This is a genomic window from Listeria swaminathanii (assembly GCF_014229645.1).
Lineage (GTDB): Bacteria > Bacillota > Bacilli > Lactobacillales > Listeriaceae > Listeria > Listeria swaminathanii.
The window spans coordinates 1,161,342-1,178,632 of the sequence record NZ_JAATOD010000001.1 but is presented as its reverse complement, the minus strand read 5'-3'; the positions used below and the strand labels follow the sequence as shown (position 1 = coordinate 1,178,632).

The window sequence follows — 17,291 nt, the reverse complement described above, 5'->3', positions numbered from 1 at the left end:
TTTTGAGCAAAGAGGAGGAAGTATGTATGACTCAACCAGCCGTATACGTGGTTTCCGATTCAACAGGAGAAACGGCCGAACTTGTGACAAGAGCAGCACTTAGTCAATTTGGTCAAACACCGAAATTTATTCATCGTTTTCACCACGTCGATTCTTCCCATATGATTGAAGAAATTGTCGACTTAGTGGCAGTAAATAATGGTATTATCGTCCATACGATTGTACTAGAAAGCGTTCGAGAAGAGCTAAATAAAACAGCTCAAGCTTTCGGTGTGCCAATTATTGACTTATTTGGCCCGCTTTTACACCAGTTAGAGGAAACGTATAAAATTAAGCCACTTTCTGAACCAGGACGCGTTCGTTCGATGGATGAAGCGTATTTCACTAAAGTTGCAGCAATCGAATTTGCCGTTGAAAATGATGATGGCCGTAATCCAAGAGGCATTTTGCAAGCGGATTATGTATTAATTGGTATTTCGCGAACATCAAAAACTCCTTTATCGCAATATTTAGCGCTTAAAGGTTTGAAAATCGTTAATATTCCCATCGTTCCAGAAGCACAAATTCCCGATGAACTTTTTGAAATCGATCCTAAGAAAATTATCGGTCTGAAAATTAGTAAGCAAAAATTAACGAAAATCAGACAAGAACGTTTAATTTCGATTGGTTTGCCTGGCGCTGGAACGTATGCAAGTAATCAACGTATTGATGAAGAGCTAGCAATTTTTAATAAATTAGCCAGCAAGCTTAATTGTTTCGTCTTAGATGTGACAAATAAAGCCATTGAAGAGACCGCAAATGAGATTTTAATCCATATTGGTGAAATTGTTGATGAAAATTTAGAATTATAAGAAGGACTTTTGCTTTTTGTGGCGAATATATATATTATACGGGGAAATCTGCTTGTAAAAGTTAGTATCTTCCCGTATAATCTAATTTCGCTTATAAAAAAGCTAAATCTATGCATATTATTTTAAAAACGGGTGGAAAAACTCGTTTTTTAACGTGCCTTCATAGATTTTGAAGAGAGGATGGAATGTGTGCCACAAATTTTGGTAGATGCCGATGCTTGTCCAGTGAAAGCAGAAATAAAACAAGTAGCAGAAGAATTTCAATTAGAAGTTACTTTTGTTGCCTCGTTTAACCATTACTCTGTTAATACGAACAGAGAGAATTGGATTTTTGTCGATACAGGAAAAGAATCAGCGGACATGCGAATGATGAATTTAGCAAAAAAAGGCGATATTATCGTAACGCAAGATATTGGCCTGGCTAGTATTCTACTTGCAAAGGGCACATTTGTCTTTTCTAATCGCGGCGAACTTTACCGAGAAGAAGAAATGTCATTAATGTTAGATATTCGTTATAGACATGCCAAAGAACGACAACAAGGCAAATATAGCAAAGGTCCAAAAGCAATGAGTGATTCTGATCGCTCCCTTTTCAAAGACCGATTGACCACATTTTTGCAAAATAAGTAAATAGGAGTTGACTGTCAAAATGGCGCGGATTCCTGAAGAAGTAATTGATCAAGTCCGGAATCAAGCGGATATAGTCGATATAATTGGTAATTATGTCCAATTAAAAAAGCAGGGGCGTAATTACTCTGGCTTATGTCCTTTCCACGGCGAAAAAACACCATCTTTTTCCGTATCACCAGAAAAGCAGATTTTCCATTGTTTTGGTTGTGGTAAGGGAGGTAATGTTTTTTCCTTTCTAATGGAGCATGATGGACTAACTTTTGTCGAATCGGTAAAAAAAGTGGCAGATATGAGTCATTTAGATGTGAATATTGAGCTCCCAGAAGAGCGCGATACAAGCACTTTACCAAAAGAAACTTCTGAAACAGCCAAAATGGTCGAAATGCACCAACTTACTGCCAAACTCTATCATTATATTTTGATGGAAACAGAAGAAGGCGCAGCAGCATTAGCATATTTGAAAGAGCGCGGCATGTCTGAACAGATGATGACTACCTTTCAAATTGGCTTTGCTCCAAATCACCATGCAACGATTACTTCTTTTCTAGAAAAAAGAGGCATGGACTTGCAACTTGCTGGTACGGCCGGACTCTTATCAGAACGTGATGATGGTCAAATGGTTGATCGTTTTCGGAACCGAATTATGTTTCCAATTACGAATGACCGCGGGCAAATTATTGCCTTTTCTGGCCGGTTATTTGACCGCGATGATGGTCCTAAGTATTTAAATAGTCCTGAAACGCCTGTTTTTAATAAAAGACGAACGTTATTTCATTTTTCAGAGGCACGACAGGCTATTAGAAAACAAGAAGAAATCACGCTCATGGAAGGTTTTATGGATGTTATTTCCGCAGAAGAAGCTGGCGTTCAAAATGCTGTTGCTTCGATGGGAACTAGCTTGACAGAAGAACATGCAGATTTAATTAAACGGCTTACTAATCGAGCTATTATCTGTTATGACGGCGACCGTGCTGGAATTGAAGCTGCCTACAAAGCAGGAACACTCCTCGTCGAACGGAATCGCTTAGATGTCTTTGTTTTGCAACTCCCCGCTGGAAAAGATCCCGATGACTTTATTAGAGCAAGTGGTGCAGAGAAATTCAAAGAAATCTATAAACAACAGCGGATGACTTGGACCGCGTTTAAAATCCATTATTTGCGAAGAGAACGTAATTTGCAAAATGAAACAGATCAAATCGCCTATATTGACGATTGTCTGCGTGAAATCGCGAAACTAGATCAAGCCGTCGAACGAGAATTATACTTAAAACAGCTGGCAGATGAATTTGAATTAACCATCGAAACATTAAAACAGCAATTACAGCAATCACTTAAAAATAGTCAAAAATCGCTACAAATGGCTAGTTATAATGAACCACCAATAGATGATTCTTTTATGGGGATGGTGCCACAAGAAGATACAGAAATGCTATTTTCTTTTGAACAACCGACACAACAAAAATTATCTGCCCATACTATCTCAGAGCAGCAGCTTATGAAAGCGATGATGGAAAGCCGAGATAATTTCCTTTTAATTAAGCAACTTCTTGGCGACACTAAGTTTTATCATGACAATTATGAGGCGCTTTATACCTACTTAATTGGTTATTTTGCAGAAGGTAATGATGCAGATCCAACTAAGTTCATGGATAGTGTTTCTGATCCTGCAATGAAAGGACTTATTAGTAGCCTTGAAATGGTTCTTAGTCCGGATGAGCAAGGGAAGCCCCAGTTTGAAGACTACATTAGAAGTCTAAAACGGTTTAAATTAGAACAAAAGAAAAAAGAACTTGAGCAAGAACTAGCGACGTATAATCGTGAAAACGACAAAGAAAATGAAATTCGCGTCATGCTCGAGATTGTCCAACTTAACCGCCAGTTAAACAGCGGCCAATTGGATTAATAACGTTTTAAAACCGCTAAATGATGGTATTATTACCTAAGAGAAGCCTTTTAATGAGGTTGGCGGCATTTTGGAAGGAGGAATACAGGCAGTTATGAGTGATAAAACAAAAAACACAAAACCAGTTGCTGAACTAAGTGTTGAGCAAGTAAAAGAAGCCCTGATAGAAGAAGGTAAGAAAAAGGGGATTTTAACTTATGCAAAAATCGCTGCCAGATTAGCTCCATTCACTTTGGATTCCGATCAAATGGATGAGTATTTAGAACATGTTGGTGAAGCAGGAATTGAAGTTTCTGACGATGCAGATGATGAAGATCCAGATGAAACAGAACTTGTAAAAGAAGAAACCGAATCCTTTGATTTAACAGATATGAGCGTACCACCAGGCGTAAAAATCAATGACCCTGTCCGCATGTATCTAAAAGAAATTGGTCGAGTAGACTTACTTACAGCTGATGAAGAAATTGCTTTAGCAAAACGTATTGAAGCAGGCGACATCGAAGCTAAAGGACGTCTAGCAGAAGCCAACCTTCGTCTAGTAGTAAGTATCGCAAAACGTTATGTTGGTCGTGGTATGTTATTCCTTGATTTAATTCAAGAAGGTAACATGGGACTAATGAAAGCCGTTGAAAAATTTGACTTCAATAAAGGATTTAAATTCAGTACCTATGCAACGTGGTGGATTCGTCAAGCGATAACCCGTGCGATTGCGGACCAAGCAAGAACTATCCGTATTCCTGTGCATATGGTTGAAACAATCAACAAACTAATCCGTGTACAACGTTCCTTATTACAAGATTTAGGCCGCGATCCTTCACCAGAAGAAATTGGTGAAGAAATGGACTTACCAACAGAAAAAGTTCGGGAAATCCTAAAAATCGCACAAGAGCCAGTTTCCCTTGAAACACCAATTGGTGAAGAAGACGATTCACATTTAGGCGATTTTATCGAAGACCAAGATGCGACTTCACCTTCCGATCATGCAGCATACGAATTACTAAAAGAACAACTAGAAGATGTGCTTGATACATTAACTGACCGTGAAGAAAACGTACTTCGCTTACGTTTTGGTCTAGATGATGGTCGTACGCGCACTTTAGAAGAAGTTGGTCGTGTATTCGGCGTAACTCGTGAACGGATTCGTCAAATTGAAGCCAAAGCTTTACGTAAACTACGTCATCCAAGCCGCAGCAAACAATTAAAAGACTTCCTGGAATAAAGCACAACCGGGCAGGAGGACAAACCGTTCTCCTGCCTTTTTAATGAAAACGAAAGTAGGGAACCAAATGAACGAAGAGCAACTATCGAAGCGACTCGAAAAAGTGGCTTCTTACATAACAAAAAATGAACGAATCGCAGACATCGGAAGCGATCATGCTTATTTACCATGTTTTGCTATCAAAAATCAAACGGCTTCTTTCGCTATTGCTGGCGAAGTGGTTGACGGACCTTTTCAATCCGCACAAAAACAAGTACGTTCTTCTGGTTTAACAGAACAAATTGACGTTAGAAAAGGCAACGGGTTAGCTGTTATTGAAAAAGAAGATGCGATTGATACGATTGTCATTGCTGGAATGGGTGGCGCGTTAATACGTACTATTTTAGAAGAAGGCGCAGCAAAATTAATCGGCGTAACCAAATTAATTTTGCAACCGAATATTGCAGCTTGGCAACTAAGAGAATGGTCCGAACAAAACAACTGGCTTATTACGTCTGAAGCCATTTTACGAGAAGATAATAAAATTTATGAAATTATGGTACTTGAACCTTCTGAAAAACCGGTTTCTTGGACTAATCAAGAAATATTTTTCGGACCATGTTTACTACAAGAACAAAGCGCTATTTTCAAAAGTAAATGGCGTCACGAAACCAACACATGGCAAAATATTATCCAAACGATTTCTAACAATCAACCAATTTCAACGGAAAATCAAGCGAAAATCCGCGAGTTAGAACATAAAATCGCATTAGTAGAGGATGTGCTAAAATGAAAGTCGCAAATGGCTATGAATACACAGCGATTATGGAAAAAATAGCGCCGAAAAAACTAGCAATGCAAGGCGATCCGATTGGTCTGCAAGTAGGCGATTTATCCAAAAAAGTGAGAAAAATCATGTTTACTTTAGACGTATTAGAAGAAGTGGTGGATGAAGCTATTGAAAAAAAAGTCGATTTAATTATCGCACATCATCCATTCTTATACCGCCCAACACAACATATTGATACAACAACTAAACAAGGCAAAATGATTAAAAAATTAATCAAGCATGATATTACTGTTTTCGCAGCACACACTAATTTAGACATTGCTCAAGGTGGCGTAAACGATATTCTGGCAGATTTACTTCAATTGCAAGATACAACGATGATTGAAGAAACCTATACAGAGCCATATTGCAAAATCGCAGTTTATGTTCCGGAAAATGAACTCGAAACCGTACGTTTAGCACTTGTAAACAATGGTGCTGGCCAAATCGGCACTAATTATACAGAATGCACTTTCCATACGACGGGTATCGGTTCCTTTAAACCAGGAGCAGATGCTAATCCGACTATTGGTAAAAAAGAGGAACTGACTTCTATTCCAGAAGTGAAAATAGAAGCCATTTTCCCGCAATATTTAACAGAAACGATTACAAAAGCAGTTAAAATTGCACATCCATACGAGGAACCAGCGATTGATGTTTACACACTAGAAACGCAAACTTACAAAGAAGGACTAGGTCGCGTTGGTACTTTACCGAAGAAAATCGGCATGGTTTCATTTATTGACAAGTTAAAAACTGCTTTTGCCATCGAAAATGTTCGTTTTGTTGGTGATTTAAAAACAACGGTTAAAAAAGTAGCGATTATTGGTGGCGATGGCAATAAATTTATTCATCAAGCAAAAGCCACTGGTGCAGATGTATTTATTACCGGTGATGTTTATTACCACACAGCCCATGATTTACTAGCAATTAATTTACCAACGATTGATGCTGGCCATAACATTGAAAAAGTCATGAAAGGCTATTTGAAAAACACAATCGAAGAACAAGCGAAAATTTTAGACTATGAAGCAGAATTTATTGTTTCCGAAGTGAATACAGATCCTTTCCAATTTTGTTAATAAAAAAACCGACAAACTCCTAATGTAACAGGAGTTTGTCGGTTTTTAGTTTCCGCCGTTTTTTAAATGCATCAAACGTTGGCGTCTTTTTTCTTCCATATTTTTATTTTTCATTTTGGGGATGATATTGGCAAAGTCTGGCGTATGTTTTCGCTCCCAAGTGGTTTTATCCGCTGCATCAAATTGCTCTAAAAATAGAAGTACTTCTCGCACAAGTTGGGTGGGAGTACTTGCCCCGGCCGTTACAGCGACTTTCTTCGCATCTATAATCCACTGAATGTCTAATTCCGAAATATCAGCAATACGGTAAGCAATTGTGCCGGCTTTTTCGATTGAAACTTGGGCTAAACGAGCTGTATTATTACTCCTCGGATCTCCCACAACAATAGTGACATCAGCATCTTTCGCTTGTACCGCGACTGCTTCTTGACGCACTTGTGTCGCCATGCAAATTTCTTGGTGGTGTATAGATGTCGGAAATTTTTCTGTTATATAATCCATTAAATCTGCTACATCCCACTGACTCATGGTCGTTTGATTAGTCACAAAAATTTTATCAGAACAAAAGGAAAGGGCATCAATATCCGCTTTAGTTTCTACTATATGAACAACATCAGGTGCAGTTCCATGCGCGCCTTCTGGTTCAGGATGTCCTTTTTTGCCAATATAAATGATTTGGTATCCAGCTGCTTGTTTTTCTACAATCAAATCATATGTATGGAGCACATCGGGACAGGTTGCATCAATTGTCGTTAAGCCTTTTGCAATGGCCTTCGCTTTAACAGCTGGAGAGACGCCGTGTGCTGTGAAAATAATCGTTCCCGTCGTTATTTTATCTAAAATTTCTTCTCGGTTTGTCCCGTCTACAGTATAAATACCAATCGATTCAAATGCATCGGTGACGTGTTTATTATGAACAATCATACCTAAAATATGAATAGGTCGTGGTAAAGTTGGATCGAGTGAGGCATTTTTGGCAATAACCATGGCATCAATCACTCCATAACAATAACCACGAGGGGATATTTTGATAATTTCCATTCGAAAACATCCTCATTTCTGTATTAGATTCTTTATTTAGTATAAATGACTTTGATTGTTTTGACAAAGTTGTCTTATCGCGCGCACGAATGTCCAATTATGTGCTATAATGGCTACTAGGTATAGAACGGAGTGGAAATATTTTATGACGAAGAAATCAAGGTTTGACCAATTCGGCTTTCAACCTTTTATTGGACTTGCAATAGATAAATTAGGATTCTATGAGCCAACAGAAGTACAACAGAAGCTAATCCCAGGCATTTTAAAAGGTGAAAGTATCATTGGACAATCTCAAACAGGTACAGGGAAAACCCATACTTTTATTTTGCCAATTATTAACAATGTGAATCCTGAAAAAGATGCAGTACAAGCTGTTATTACGGCACCAAGTCGTGAGCTTGCTACTCAAATTTATAATGAAATTCGCAAAGTAACGAAATACAGTGAGAAAGAAATCGCTGTACAGCTTGTTATTGGTGGTACGGACAAACAACGTGCGATCGATAAACTAAAAAAACAACCACAAATTATTGTCGGAACGCCTGGTCGTATCAATGACTTAATCCGCGAACAAGCTTTATTTGTTCATACAGCGAAAACACTAGTTATTGACGAAGCAGACATGACGCTTGATATGGGCTTCTTAAACGATGTCGACCATATCGCTGGAAAAATGCCAGCTAATTTACAAATGCTTGTTTTTTCCGCAACAATTCCGCAAAAATTAAAACCATTTTTAAGCAAATATATGGAAAATCCGCGTTATGAGCATATCCAACCAAAAGTGGCTGCTTCAAAAACAGTGGAACACCGTATTATGGCCACTCGTAGCCGTAACAAAATAGATTTACTTAAAAATGTTTTAGTTGGTTCGCAACCTTATTTGGCGATTGTTTTCACTAATACGAAAACAACGGCTGATGAAGTAGCAAACGGATTAGTTGAACGTGGACTTAAAGTAGCCAAAATTCATGGCGATGTCAACCCACGTGAACGTAAACGGACAATGAAACAAATCGAAAACTTAGATTATCAATATGTTGTTGCGACAGATTTAGCTGCTCGTGGTATTGATATCCAAGGAATTAGTCATGTTGTAAACTATGAATTACCGGATGACTTAGATTTCTACATTCACCGTACAGGCCGAACTGGTCGTGCCGGACATTCTGGTATCGCCCTTACTTTATTCGAACCAGCTGATGAAGATCGTCTAAACCAACTGGAAAAAATGGGTATTGAGTTTAAGCACGTTGACTGGAAAAACAAAGAATTCGTTACACTAGAAGACCGCAACCGTCGTGCAAAACGTGAAGCAAAACGCGAAACAGCGGATCCACGTGAAATCGGTATGCGTAAAAAAGCAAAACAAAAAGGTAAACCAAACTATAAAAAGAAAATTAACTACAAAATGAACGAAATTAAACGTCGCGAAAGACGGAAAAAACGATAAGTGAGGAATGAACTATGCTAAGACTAGGTTCTCATGTATCAATGAGCGGAAAGAAAATGCTTCTTGGCGCAAGTGAAGAAGCAGCTTCTTACGGTTCAAATACGTTTATGATTTATACTGGCGCTCCGCAAAACACGCGGAGAAAGCCAATTGAAGAATTGAATATTGAAGCAGGCTTAGAACATATGAAAGCACACGATATGGCTGACATTGTCGTTCATGCGCCTTACATTATCAATATTGGTAATTCTGTAAAACCAGAAACATTCGAACTAGGTGTTACTTTCTTACAATCTGAAATTGAACGTACACGTGCGCTTGGTGCCAAGCAAATCGTACTTCATCCCGGCGCTCATGTCGGCGAAGGGGCAGACAAAGGAATCAAACAAATCATCCAAGGTCTTAACGAAGCATTAATCCATGACCAAGATGTGCAAATCGCTTTAGAAACAATGGCTGGAAAAGGTTCTGAATGTGGTCGCACTTTTGAAGAACTTGCCCAAATCATTGATGGGGTAACGCATAACGAATTATTATCGGTTACTTTCGACACATGTCACACACACGATGCTGGTTATGACATTGTGAATGACTTTGACGGCGTATTAAATCAATTTGATAAAATTATCGGCATTGATCGCTTAAAAGTCCTACATATCAATGATAGTAAAAATGAACGAGGCGCGCATAAAGACCGACATGCTAATATCGGTTTTGGCCATATTGGCTTTGACGCCTTGCATTATATCGTTCACCATCCACAACTAACGAACGTTCCAAAAATTCTTGAAACGCCATACGTTGGTGAAGATAAAGCATCTAAAAAAGCACCATACGAATGGGAAATCGCAATGCTAAGAAATGGCGAATTTGACCCAGATTTATTAAATAAAATTCAAAACAGCTAAAAGGAGACGAAAATAATGACAAAAACACTTGTATTCGGTCATAAAAATCCAGATACAGATACGATTTGTTCTGCCATTAGTTACGCAGAATTAAAAAAAGCACAAGGAGCAGATATTGAAGCGGTTCGTTTAGGCGAGCTTAATAGTGAAACAGCTTTTGTTCTTGATTATTTCCAAGTAACAGCTCCACGTTTAGTTCAAACGGTTGCGAATGAAGTTTCCGAAGTGGCACTTGTTGACCATAACGAACGCCAACAAAGTGTAGACGATATTGACGATGTAACAGTGACAGCCGTTGTTGACCATCACCGTATTGCTAACTTCGAAACATCTGATCCACTTTATTATCGTGCTGAACCAGTTGGATGTACGACAACAATCCTTCTAAAAATGTTCCGTGAAAATGAAGTAGAAGTAAGTAAAACTGTTGCAGGACTTATGCTTTCTGCTATCATTTCTGACACACTTCTTTTCCAATCACCAACATGCACAGAAGAAGATAAAGTTGCTGCAGAAAAATTAGCGCTTATCGCAGAAGTTGATATTCAAGCGTACGGCATGGAAATGCTTAAAGCCGGAGCAGACGTTAGTAAAAAAACAGTAGCCGAACTATTACTGGATGCGAAAGAATTCAACATGAACGGCAACAAAGTAGAAATCGCTCAAATTAACGTTGTTGATGTGAATGATGTACTCAGCCGTCGCGCAGAAGTAGAAGCACTTATAACGAATACTATCGTAGAAAAAGGACTTGATTTATACTTGTTCGTCATCACAAACATTCTTACTAACGACTCAGTTGGAATCTCTATTGGTTCAAAAACAGCCGTTGTAGAAGAAGCTTATGGTGTAAAATTCGTTGAAAATCAAGCACCACTAAAAGGTGTTGTATCTCGTAAAAAACAAGTTGTCCCAATTTTAACAGATACTTTCGCTAAATAATGACAGAAACCTGGAAAAGATAACCATTTTTTCCAGGTTTTTTGTCTCGTTTTTTAATTCGAAGTAATTACGATTTACATTTTGACAATTATTTTATATACTAGTAAAAGCGGCTAGCAAATGCTGTCAAAGGAGAAACATGAATGAACAAAATCATAGAAGTAAATAATGTAAGTTATCATTATGATAAAGAACATGCCTTAGAAAACATTCATTTTCAAGTTGTTAAAGGCAGTTTTACTGGTTTAATTGGTCCTAATGGTTCAGGTAAATCAACCATGTTAAAATTAATTCTTGGTGTACTTAAAAAACAACAAGGAAGCATCTCGTTATTTGGAGAAAAACAAGCAGATTTCAAAGATTGGGTTAAAATCGGCTTCGTTTCCCAAAAATCAAATGCCTTCAATTCTGCATTTCCAGCCACTGTGAAGGAAGTTGTCGCCAGTGGATTAACGAAGAAAAAAGGCTTATTTAAAACCTTGAACAATAAAGATAAAGAAGCTATTGACTATGCTTTAAAACGGGTGGAAATGACTGACTATCTGCATCGCAACATTGGCGAGCTTTCTGGTGGACAACAGCAACGTGTGTTTATTGCGCGAGCGTTAGTTAGCAGACCGGAATTGTTAATTTTAGATGAGCCAACTGTTGGTGTCGATGTCGAAAATGTAAAAGCTTTTTACGAGCTTTTAGCTGAATTAAATCGGACAGAAGAAATGACACTTTTGCTCGTAACCCATGATTTAATGGCCGTGAATACGTATGTTAATCATGTTATAAGCATTAATAAACGCATTATTTTCGATGGTTCTGCCCATGAATATCAACATTACTTGGCCGACCGCGAACTTGAAATATTAGCAGAACAACGCAGAAGGGAGGATGCTTGCCGTGATTGCGACGCTTCTCCAGTATGATTTTATCCGTAATACATTTATCGTTGGGCTTGTTATTGGCGTTATCGCTCCATTACTCGGAAGTTTTATCGTCGTAAGAAAGCTTTCTTTAATGGCAGATGCGCTTAGCCATGTGACGCTAGGGGGGATTGCTGTTAGTTTATTTTTAAGCAAAACTTATTTGCCACTAGCCGCACTCAATCCGCTATATCTCGGCTTTGGTTTTTCGGTAGTAGGATCTTTATTAATGGAAAAACTGCGTACCGTTTATAAGCATTTTGAAGAACTTGCCATTCCGATTATTATGTCGGCAGGTATGGGCTTTTCCGTTATATTTATTTCCTTAGCTAATGGATTTAATACGGATTTATTTAGTTATTTATTCGGTAGTGTGAGCGCCGTAAGCCGCACTGATATGATTACAATTGTTGTCACTGCGATTATTGTGTTTATCGTTATTTTATCTTTATATAAAGAACTATTTCTGTTATCATTTGATGAAGAATATGCCAAAGTTTCTGGCTTAAAAGCGAAAGTATTCGATATTATTTTTATGGTTTTAGTCGCGCTTGTTATTGCGTCTTCCATGCGAATTGTCGGTATTTTACTCGTATCGTCTTTAATGACATTACCTGTCGCAGCAGCTATTCGCATCGCCAAAGGATTCAAGCAAACCATTTTATTATCAATTTTATTTGGTGAAATTGCGGTTATTGGCGGCTTATTTACAGCGTATTATTTAAATTTAGCACCAGGTGGAGCGATTGTTATTATTTCTGTGTTACTTTTGATCGTCACCATTTTATATCAAAAAATACGTCAAAAAATCTTAATTTCAAAACGAGGTGAGGAAAATGGGACTTACAGCAACTGAAGCACTCATGAAAATGAAAGAAAAAGGCTATAAACACACAGATAAACGTGAATTTCTAATTAACTTACTAGCTCGTAAAAATAAATATTTGACGGCAAAAGATGTGTTAGAAAATATGAAAGATGATTTCCCAGGAATCAGTTTTGATACAATTTACCGCAATCTCTCTTTATTTGTAGAGTTAGGTATTTTTGAAGAAACCGATCTTTCTGGTGAGCGGAATTTCCGTTTGGCTTGTACACACGAGCATCATCACCATCACTTTATTTGTATGAAATGTGGTAAAACAAAAGAAATTATGATGTGCCCAATGGATTTTTTAACCGAAGCATTACCTGGTTACCAAATTGACGGCCATAAATTCGAGGTTTACGGCGAATGTCCAGAATGTTTACAAGCCTCTTAATAGCAAAAAGGTCCGCAATCCGGGCCTTTTTTTATTTTATGTATAATGTTCATAATTATTTCATATTTGTTTCTTATTCTGGACACTTTTTATCGTTAAAGTAAGAAGTAGCCGAAAGAAGAAGGAGAGGAACAGTTTGACAAAATTAAAAAAAGTGATGATTTCCGTAATAGCAGCTACATTACTACTGCTTGCCGGATGTGGCAGTAGTGCGGTCGTAAAAACAGATGCAGGAAGTGTCACGCAAGATGAACTTTATGAAGCAATGAAAACGACTTACGGTAATGAGGTCGTGCAACAACTTACTTTCAAAAAAATCTTAGCAGATAAATACACCGTAACCGAAAAAGAAGTCGATGCAGAATATAAAAAATACGAAGAACAGTACGGTGACTCATTTGAATCAACGCTATCTTCCAATAATTTAACGAAAACTTCTTTCAAAGAAAATTTAGAGTATAATCTACTAGTTCAAAAAGCGACAGAAGCCAATATGGATGTCAGCGAAAGCAAACTAAAAGCTTATTATAAAACCTGGGAACCAGACATCACCGTTCGCCATATTTTAGTAGATGACGAAGCAACAGCCAAAGAAATCCAAACAAAACTAAAAAATGGTGAAAAATTCGCCGATTTAGCAAAAGAATATTCTACAGATACAGCAACTAGCACAAATGGCGGTCTATTAGATCCATTTGGTCCAGGTGAAATGGACGAAACGTTTGAAAAAGCAGCCTATGCACTAAAAAACACAGATGATGTTAGTGGTATTGTCAAATCCACTTACGGTTATCACTTGATTCAATTAGTGAAGAAAACAGAAAAAGGCACATACGAAAAAGAAAAAGCAAACGTAAAAGCTGCTTATATCGATTCTCAATTAACTTCTGAAAATATGACTGCTGCACTGAAAAAAGAATTAAAAGCAGCCAACATTGATATTAAAGATAGCGATTTAAAAGATGCATTTGCTGATTACACAGACACTTCATCAACTAGCACAACAACATCTAACTAAAGTTACCTCGGATCCACCTATAAATAAAAAGCCCTTTACTGGTTTTGATTCCCGTCAAAAACACACTCCAGTAAAGGGCTTTTCTATGCAAAAAAGCGAATCATCGCCATGGAAATAATCCCAACGATAACAACCCACATTAAATTTTTAGTTAAAATTGCGGTTACAATAGTAGGCAATGAAGCCAGCAGATTTTCAAAATTGATACCTGGAAAACCATTTTCCCGCGTTACTAATAAACTTTGAACAAAAAGGGCTGTCAGAATACAGAGGGGAACGTAAGATAAATAGCGAATCACTACATCCGGCAGCTGTAACTTACGGACAAAAATAAACGGCAAAACACGCGGTATAAAGGTAACAAGACCACAACCAATAATTACATATAAAGTATACGAACTTAACGCCATTTTTCTAATATCACTCCCATCAAACAGCCAAGTAATGTTGCCGTTAAAATAGCTAGTTCCGGCGACATCACACGCATAAATACAATTAAAAACAGTGCCACAAGTAGCATCACAAATAAACTCGTACTCATTTTTTTACTTTTATCACTAACAACTTGCAAATAAAGCAAACCAATAAACATCGCTGACAAAGCAAAATCCAGCCCAAATTGTTCCGGATTCGGCAGCCAATTCCCTATAAAAGCACCAACAATACAAGCAACAATCCACGCCAAATAGGCCGTCACATTAATCCCGTGCATCCATTTGGCACTAACAGGCTTTTTATTCCCAATCTGATTCATCGAAACACCAAACGTTTCATCCGTAAGAAGGGCGCCAATCCCGATATTATTCCATAGAGAATACTTTTTAAAATGGGGAGCTTCTGCCATACTCATCAAAAAATGTCGAGAATTAATTAAAAAAGTAGTAAATATAATGGCTGAAATCGGACTTTGTAATAATAATAAACCAGAAATAATAAATTGAGCCGCACCCGCATAGACAATAATTGCCAGTAACGCCACTTCCAAAAGACTTAAATGAGATGCTTTACCAACCACACCCGCAGCAATGCCAATACCTGCATAGCCAAGTACAGTGGGAAGGCAAGCTTTAACCCCATCATAAAAACTTAGCTCATTCTCTTTTTCCAAAAAAATCCCTCCCTAAAACAAAAACCCGGATACAATTATCCCAGGCTTTCAAAATCTGCTTTTTTTGCAAAATGCTCTTCTGCCAAAAGATCAATTTCTTTTTTTAATTCGTCTACCATGATAGCTTCTGGTACTTTTCGAATGATTTTACCGTGTCTGAAAAGCAGGCCTTCCCCGTTCGAACCAGCTATTCCAATATCTGCTTCACGCGCCTCTCCTGGACCATTTACGGCACAGCCAAGCACTGCCACTTTAATAGGAGCCTTAATGGTAGCAATGTATTCCTCGACCTCGTTAGCTATGCTGATTAAATCAATCTCTATCCGTCCACAAGTAGGGCAGGAAATCAGGGTTGCCGCATTAGACGAAAGACCGAATGATTTCAATAATTCGCGCGCCACTTTGATTTCTTCCACAGGGTCGGCACTCAGCGACACTCGTAACGTGTTCCCAATCCCTAAGCTCATAATCGCCCCAAGACCAGCAGCACTTTTGATTCCTCCAGCAAATTGCGTACCAGATTCGGTGATTCCCAGATGAAGAGGGTACTTAAATGCTCGGCTCGCTTTATCATACGCTTCAATTGCCAAATTCACATCAGATGCTTTAAGAGAAACGATAATATCATGAAAATCTAAATCTTCAAGAATTTTAATATGAGCAAGAGCGCTTTCCACCATACCATCAGCAGTAGGATAGCCATATTTTTGAATGATTTTCTTTTCCAAACTACCTGCATTGACGCCAATTCGAATCGGAATATTTTTCGCCTTAGCTGCATTAACCACTTTTTCCACGCGATCACGGCGTCCGATATTACCCGGATTAATTCGAATTTTATCAACACCAGCATCAATTGCTTTCAGCGCTAATCGATAATCAAAATGAATATCTGCCACAAGTGGAATATGAATTCTCTTTTTGATTGCAGCAAGGGCATTCGCTGCACGTTCGTCTGGACAAGCTACTCGTACAATTTGGCAGCCAGCTTCTTCCAATCGGTGAATCTCCGCTACCGTCGCTTCGACGTCATGCGTTTTTGTTGTAGTCATGCTTTGAATAGTTAATTCTTTACTACCACCAATCGTTAAATTACCAACTTGGACTGGGCGAGTATTTTCGCGAGATGTTCTTTCATTCAAAGAAATCGCTCCTTTAGTCTAGCTTTGATTTTTTTATCATACCACTTTTATATCACAAAATCACGTGTGTAATGCTACAAAAAAGCCACCTGCAGAAGCAAGTGGCTAAAAATTATTTTTCTAAAGTAGTTGGTTCGCTTGGTGGGATTGAACGAAGCGCAAGGAAGACAAAAATCATGCTTACAACCATATTGATTTCCATTCCAAAAGGAACAACTAGTTGCAGTGCCTCCATAACCATTGTGAAAACCGCCGCCAGCGTAATACTGTAAGCAGCAATCATCCAGTTTTGACGGAAAGCAATGCCTGTTCGACCAAATCCAGAAAGAATAAATCCGAATAACGCATAAAGTGCTACGCGGAAGAATACCGAACCTAGCGTAAAGATAAAGAGTACAAGTAAAGCAATTGGAATAAAGTATTTAGCTAAAGACTCAATCGATGTATATAAATCAACTAAATCTGCTTTATCACTAATTCCGGCCGTTTCATAACTAACAGATTGAGAAACACCAGCTGCAGTAATATAAATACCATCTGAAAGAAAAGCTACCGCACTATCATAAGAAGCGATTTTATTATCAACACCATCTTTATCAAGTGTACCGGAAGCATCAAAATAAATATGTAATTCATCTTGATCAATCGAGATAGGGACATTTTTAACTGTATTATCCGTTAAAACCAATTTACCATCTGTCACTTTAAAATCCGGAATTTCATTTGTTATGGTTTCTTCGCCAACTTTTAGCGCGTTTTTTGTCGTAACGTTCGTAAAGTATGCTAATGGAAGGAAAGTCACGAACGATAAAACGATGATGTAAACGATACTTTTTCTGATTTTATCATTTCGAAACGAGGCAATATCCGCAGGGGAATACAGACTCTTCCAGAAGCGTGTAAAAATATTCATTCTTTTTTCAACACCTCACCTAATGGTTTAACTTTTGAGTTTCAGGGAAAAAGATACATGTATGTGCAAAAGAGCGTACTTTTTCCACCTAAACTTA

At 38.0% G+C, this 17,291-nt stretch carries 18 protein-coding genes; 13 read left to right on the top strand and 5 right to left on the bottom strand.

Features of this window, described 5'->3' with window-relative positions:
- The first annotated feature begins 26 nt into the window (after positions 1-26).
- The 6 genes from HCX62_RS05895 (at position 27) to HCX62_RS05870 (ending at position 6,493) form a co-directional block, all read left to right on the top strand.
- Positions 27-851 carry a pyruvate, water dikinase regulatory protein gene (locus tag HCX62_RS05895; protein ID WP_185637639.1) on the top strand — a complete coding sequence of 275 codons (825 nt, stop codon included), beginning with the start codon at positions 27-29 and terminating at the stop codon, positions 849-851.
- 189 nt (positions 852-1,040) lie between these two features.
- A complete protein-coding gene (locus tag HCX62_RS05890) occupies positions 1,041-1,481 on the top strand; it encodes a YaiI/YqxD family protein (protein ID WP_185637637.1) in 441 nt (146 codons plus the stop codon).
- A gap of 19 nt (positions 1,482-1,500) precedes the next feature.
- Positions 1,501-3,384 (top strand): DNA primase, encoded by a 1,884-nt coding sequence (gene dnaG / locus HCX62_RS05885; protein ID WP_185637635.1) that lies wholly within the window; start codon positions 1,501-1,503, stop codon positions 3,382-3,384.
- 94 nt (positions 3,385-3,478) lie between these two features.
- Positions 3,479-4,603, top strand: a complete 1,125-nt coding sequence (gene rpoD, locus HCX62_RS05880) for an RNA polymerase sigma factor RpoD (protein WP_003721960.1) — start codon at positions 3,479-3,481, stop codon at positions 4,601-4,603.
- Positions 4,604-4,670: 67 nt separating this feature from the next.
- Positions 4,671-5,375 (top strand): tRNA (adenine(22)-N(1))-methyltransferase, encoded by a 705-nt coding sequence (locus tag HCX62_RS05875; RefSeq protein WP_185637634.1) that lies wholly within the window; start codon positions 4,671-4,673, stop codon positions 5,373-5,375.
- Entirely contained in the window at positions 5,372-6,493 is a 1,122-nt protein-coding gene (locus HCX62_RS05870) for a Nif3-like dinuclear metal center hexameric protein (protein WP_185637632.1), read from the top strand. The genes HCX62_RS05875 and HCX62_RS05870 overlap by 4 nt, the downstream gene beginning before the upstream one ends.
- A 45-nt stretch (positions 6,494-6,538) precedes the next feature.
- Here the strand turns inward: HCX62_RS05870 and HCX62_RS05865 are convergent, their stop codons facing one another.
- Complete coding sequence (locus HCX62_RS05865) at positions 6,539-7,534, bottom strand: 4-hydroxy-3-methylbut-2-enyl diphosphate reductase (RefSeq protein ID WP_185637628.1); 996 nt, start codon at positions 7,532-7,534, stop codon at positions 6,539-6,541.
- A 145-nt stretch (positions 7,535-7,679) separates the two neighbouring features.
- On the opposite strand from HCX62_RS05865, the gene cshB reads away from it, so the two are divergent.
- The 7 genes from cshB to prsA1 all read left to right on the top strand — a co-directional run bounded on the left by cshB (position 7,680) and on the right by prsA1 (position 14,031).
- Positions 7,680-8,987: a DEAD-box ATP-dependent RNA helicase CshB gene (gene cshB / locus HCX62_RS05860; RefSeq protein ID WP_008947828.1), complete on the top strand. Its 1,308-nt coding sequence runs from the start codon at positions 7,680-7,682 to the stop codon at positions 8,985-8,987.
- A gap of 14 nt (positions 8,988-9,001) precedes the next feature.
- Positions 9,002-9,895, top strand: coding sequence for a deoxyribonuclease IV (locus HCX62_RS05855; RefSeq protein ID WP_185637626.1), 894 nt, complete (start codon positions 9,002-9,004; stop codon positions 9,893-9,895).
- A 15-nt stretch (positions 9,896-9,910) separates the two neighbouring features.
- Positions 9,911-10,837 (top strand): manganese-dependent inorganic pyrophosphatase, encoded by a 927-nt coding sequence (locus HCX62_RS05850; protein WP_185637624.1) that lies wholly within the window; start codon positions 9,911-9,913, stop codon positions 10,835-10,837.
- Between the two features lie 143 nt (positions 10,838-10,980).
- Positions 10,981-11,754, top strand: a complete 774-nt coding sequence (gene zurA / locus HCX62_RS05845) for a zinc ABC transporter ATP-binding protein ZurA (protein WP_185637622.1) — start codon at positions 10,981-10,983, stop codon at positions 11,752-11,754.
- Positions 11,729-12,607 carry a zinc ABC transporter permease ZurM gene (gene zurM, locus HCX62_RS05840; RefSeq protein WP_008947824.1) on the top strand — a complete coding sequence of 293 codons (879 nt, stop codon included), beginning with the start codon at positions 11,729-11,731 and terminating at the stop codon, positions 12,605-12,607. The genes zurA and zurM overlap by 26 nt, the downstream gene beginning before the upstream one ends.
- Positions 12,588-13,013, top strand: a complete 426-nt coding sequence (gene zurR / locus HCX62_RS05835; RefSeq protein ID WP_003721950.1) for a transcriptional regulator ZurR — start codon at positions 12,588-12,590, stop codon at positions 13,011-13,013. Before zurM ends, zurR begins: the two co-directional genes overlap by 20 nt.
- 136 nt (positions 13,014-13,149) lie before the next feature.
- Positions 13,150-14,031 carry a post-translocation chaperone PrsA1 gene (gene prsA1 / locus HCX62_RS05830; RefSeq protein ID WP_185637620.1) on the top strand — a complete coding sequence of 294 codons (882 nt, stop codon included), beginning with the start codon at positions 13,150-13,152 and terminating at the stop codon, positions 14,029-14,031.
- Positions 14,032-14,114: 83 nt separating this feature from the next.
- Here the strand turns inward: prsA1 and HCX62_RS05825 are convergent, their stop codons facing one another.
- The 4 genes from HCX62_RS05825 to HCX62_RS05810 all read right to left on the bottom strand — a co-directional run bounded on the left by HCX62_RS05825 (position 14,115) and on the right by HCX62_RS05810 (position 17,194).
- Positions 14,115-14,441 carry an AzlD domain-containing protein gene (locus HCX62_RS05825; RefSeq protein ID WP_185637618.1) on the bottom strand — a complete coding sequence of 109 codons (327 nt, stop codon included), beginning with the start codon at positions 14,439-14,441 and terminating at the stop codon, positions 14,115-14,117.
- A complete protein-coding gene (locus tag HCX62_RS05820) occupies positions 14,432-15,139 on the bottom strand; it encodes an AzlC family ABC transporter permease (RefSeq protein ID WP_185637616.1) in 708 nt (235 codons plus the stop codon). The genes HCX62_RS05825 and HCX62_RS05820 overlap by 10 nt, the downstream gene beginning before the upstream one ends.
- A gap of 35 nt (positions 15,140-15,174) precedes the next feature.
- Positions 15,175-16,281: a flavodoxin-dependent (E)-4-hydroxy-3-methylbut-2-enyl-diphosphate synthase gene (gene ispG, locus HCX62_RS05815; protein ID WP_185637614.1), complete on the bottom strand. Its 1,107-nt coding sequence runs from the start codon at positions 16,279-16,281 to the stop codon at positions 15,175-15,177.
- A gap of 112 nt (positions 16,282-16,393) precedes the next feature.
- Positions 16,394-17,194, bottom strand: coding sequence for a DUF1189 domain-containing protein (locus HCX62_RS05810; protein WP_185637612.1), 801 nt, complete (start codon positions 17,192-17,194; stop codon positions 16,394-16,396).
- Between the last annotated feature and the right edge of the window lie 97 nt (positions 17,195-17,291).

What these genes read in the sequence shown, in the direction of transcription:
- rpoD (WP_003721960.1), top strand. Translation starts at nt 3,479, where the DNA reads ATGAGTGATAAAACAAAAAACACAAAACCAGTTGCTGAACTAAGTGTT.
- dnaG (WP_185637635.1), top strand. Translation starts at nt 1,501, where the DNA reads ATGGCGCGGATTCCTGAAGAAGTAATTGATCAAGTCCGGAATCAAGCG.
- HCX62_RS05895 (WP_185637639.1), top strand. Translation starts at nt 27, where the DNA reads ATGACTCAACCAGCCGTATACGTGGTTTCCGATTCAACAGGAGAAACG.
- cshB (WP_008947828.1), top strand. Translation starts at nt 7,680, where the DNA reads ATGACGAAGAAATCAAGGTTTGACCAATTCGGCTTTCAACCTTTTATT.
- HCX62_RS05850 (WP_185637624.1), top strand. Translation starts at nt 9,911, where the DNA reads ATGACAAAAACACTTGTATTCGGTCATAAAAATCCAGATACAGATACG.
- zurA (WP_185637622.1), top strand. Translation starts at nt 10,981, where the DNA reads ATGAACAAAATCATAGAAGTAAATAATGTAAGTTATCATTATGATAAA.
- HCX62_RS05865 (WP_185637628.1), bottom strand. Translation starts at nt 7,534, where the DNA reads ATGGAAATTATCAAAATATCCCCTCGTGGTTATTGTTATGGAGTGATT.
- HCX62_RS05875 (WP_185637634.1), top strand. Translation starts at nt 4,671, where the DNA reads ATGAACGAAGAGCAACTATCGAAGCGACTCGAAAAAGTGGCTTCTTAC.
- HCX62_RS05810 (WP_185637612.1), bottom strand. Translation starts at nt 17,194, where the DNA reads ATGAATATTTTTACACGCTTCTGGAAGAGTCTGTATTCCCCTGCGGAT.
- HCX62_RS05870 (WP_185637632.1), top strand. Translation starts at nt 5,372, where the DNA reads ATGAAAGTCGCAAATGGCTATGAATACACAGCGATTATGGAAAAAATA.
- zurR (WP_003721950.1), top strand. Translation starts at nt 12,588, where the DNA reads ATGGGACTTACAGCAACTGAAGCACTCATGAAAATGAAAGAAAAAGGC.
- HCX62_RS05825 (WP_185637618.1), bottom strand. Translation starts at nt 14,441, where the DNA reads ATGGCGTTAAGTTCGTATACTTTATATGTAATTATTGGTTGTGGTCTT.
- HCX62_RS05855 (WP_185637626.1), top strand. Translation starts at nt 9,002, where the DNA reads ATGCTAAGACTAGGTTCTCATGTATCAATGAGCGGAAAGAAAATGCTT.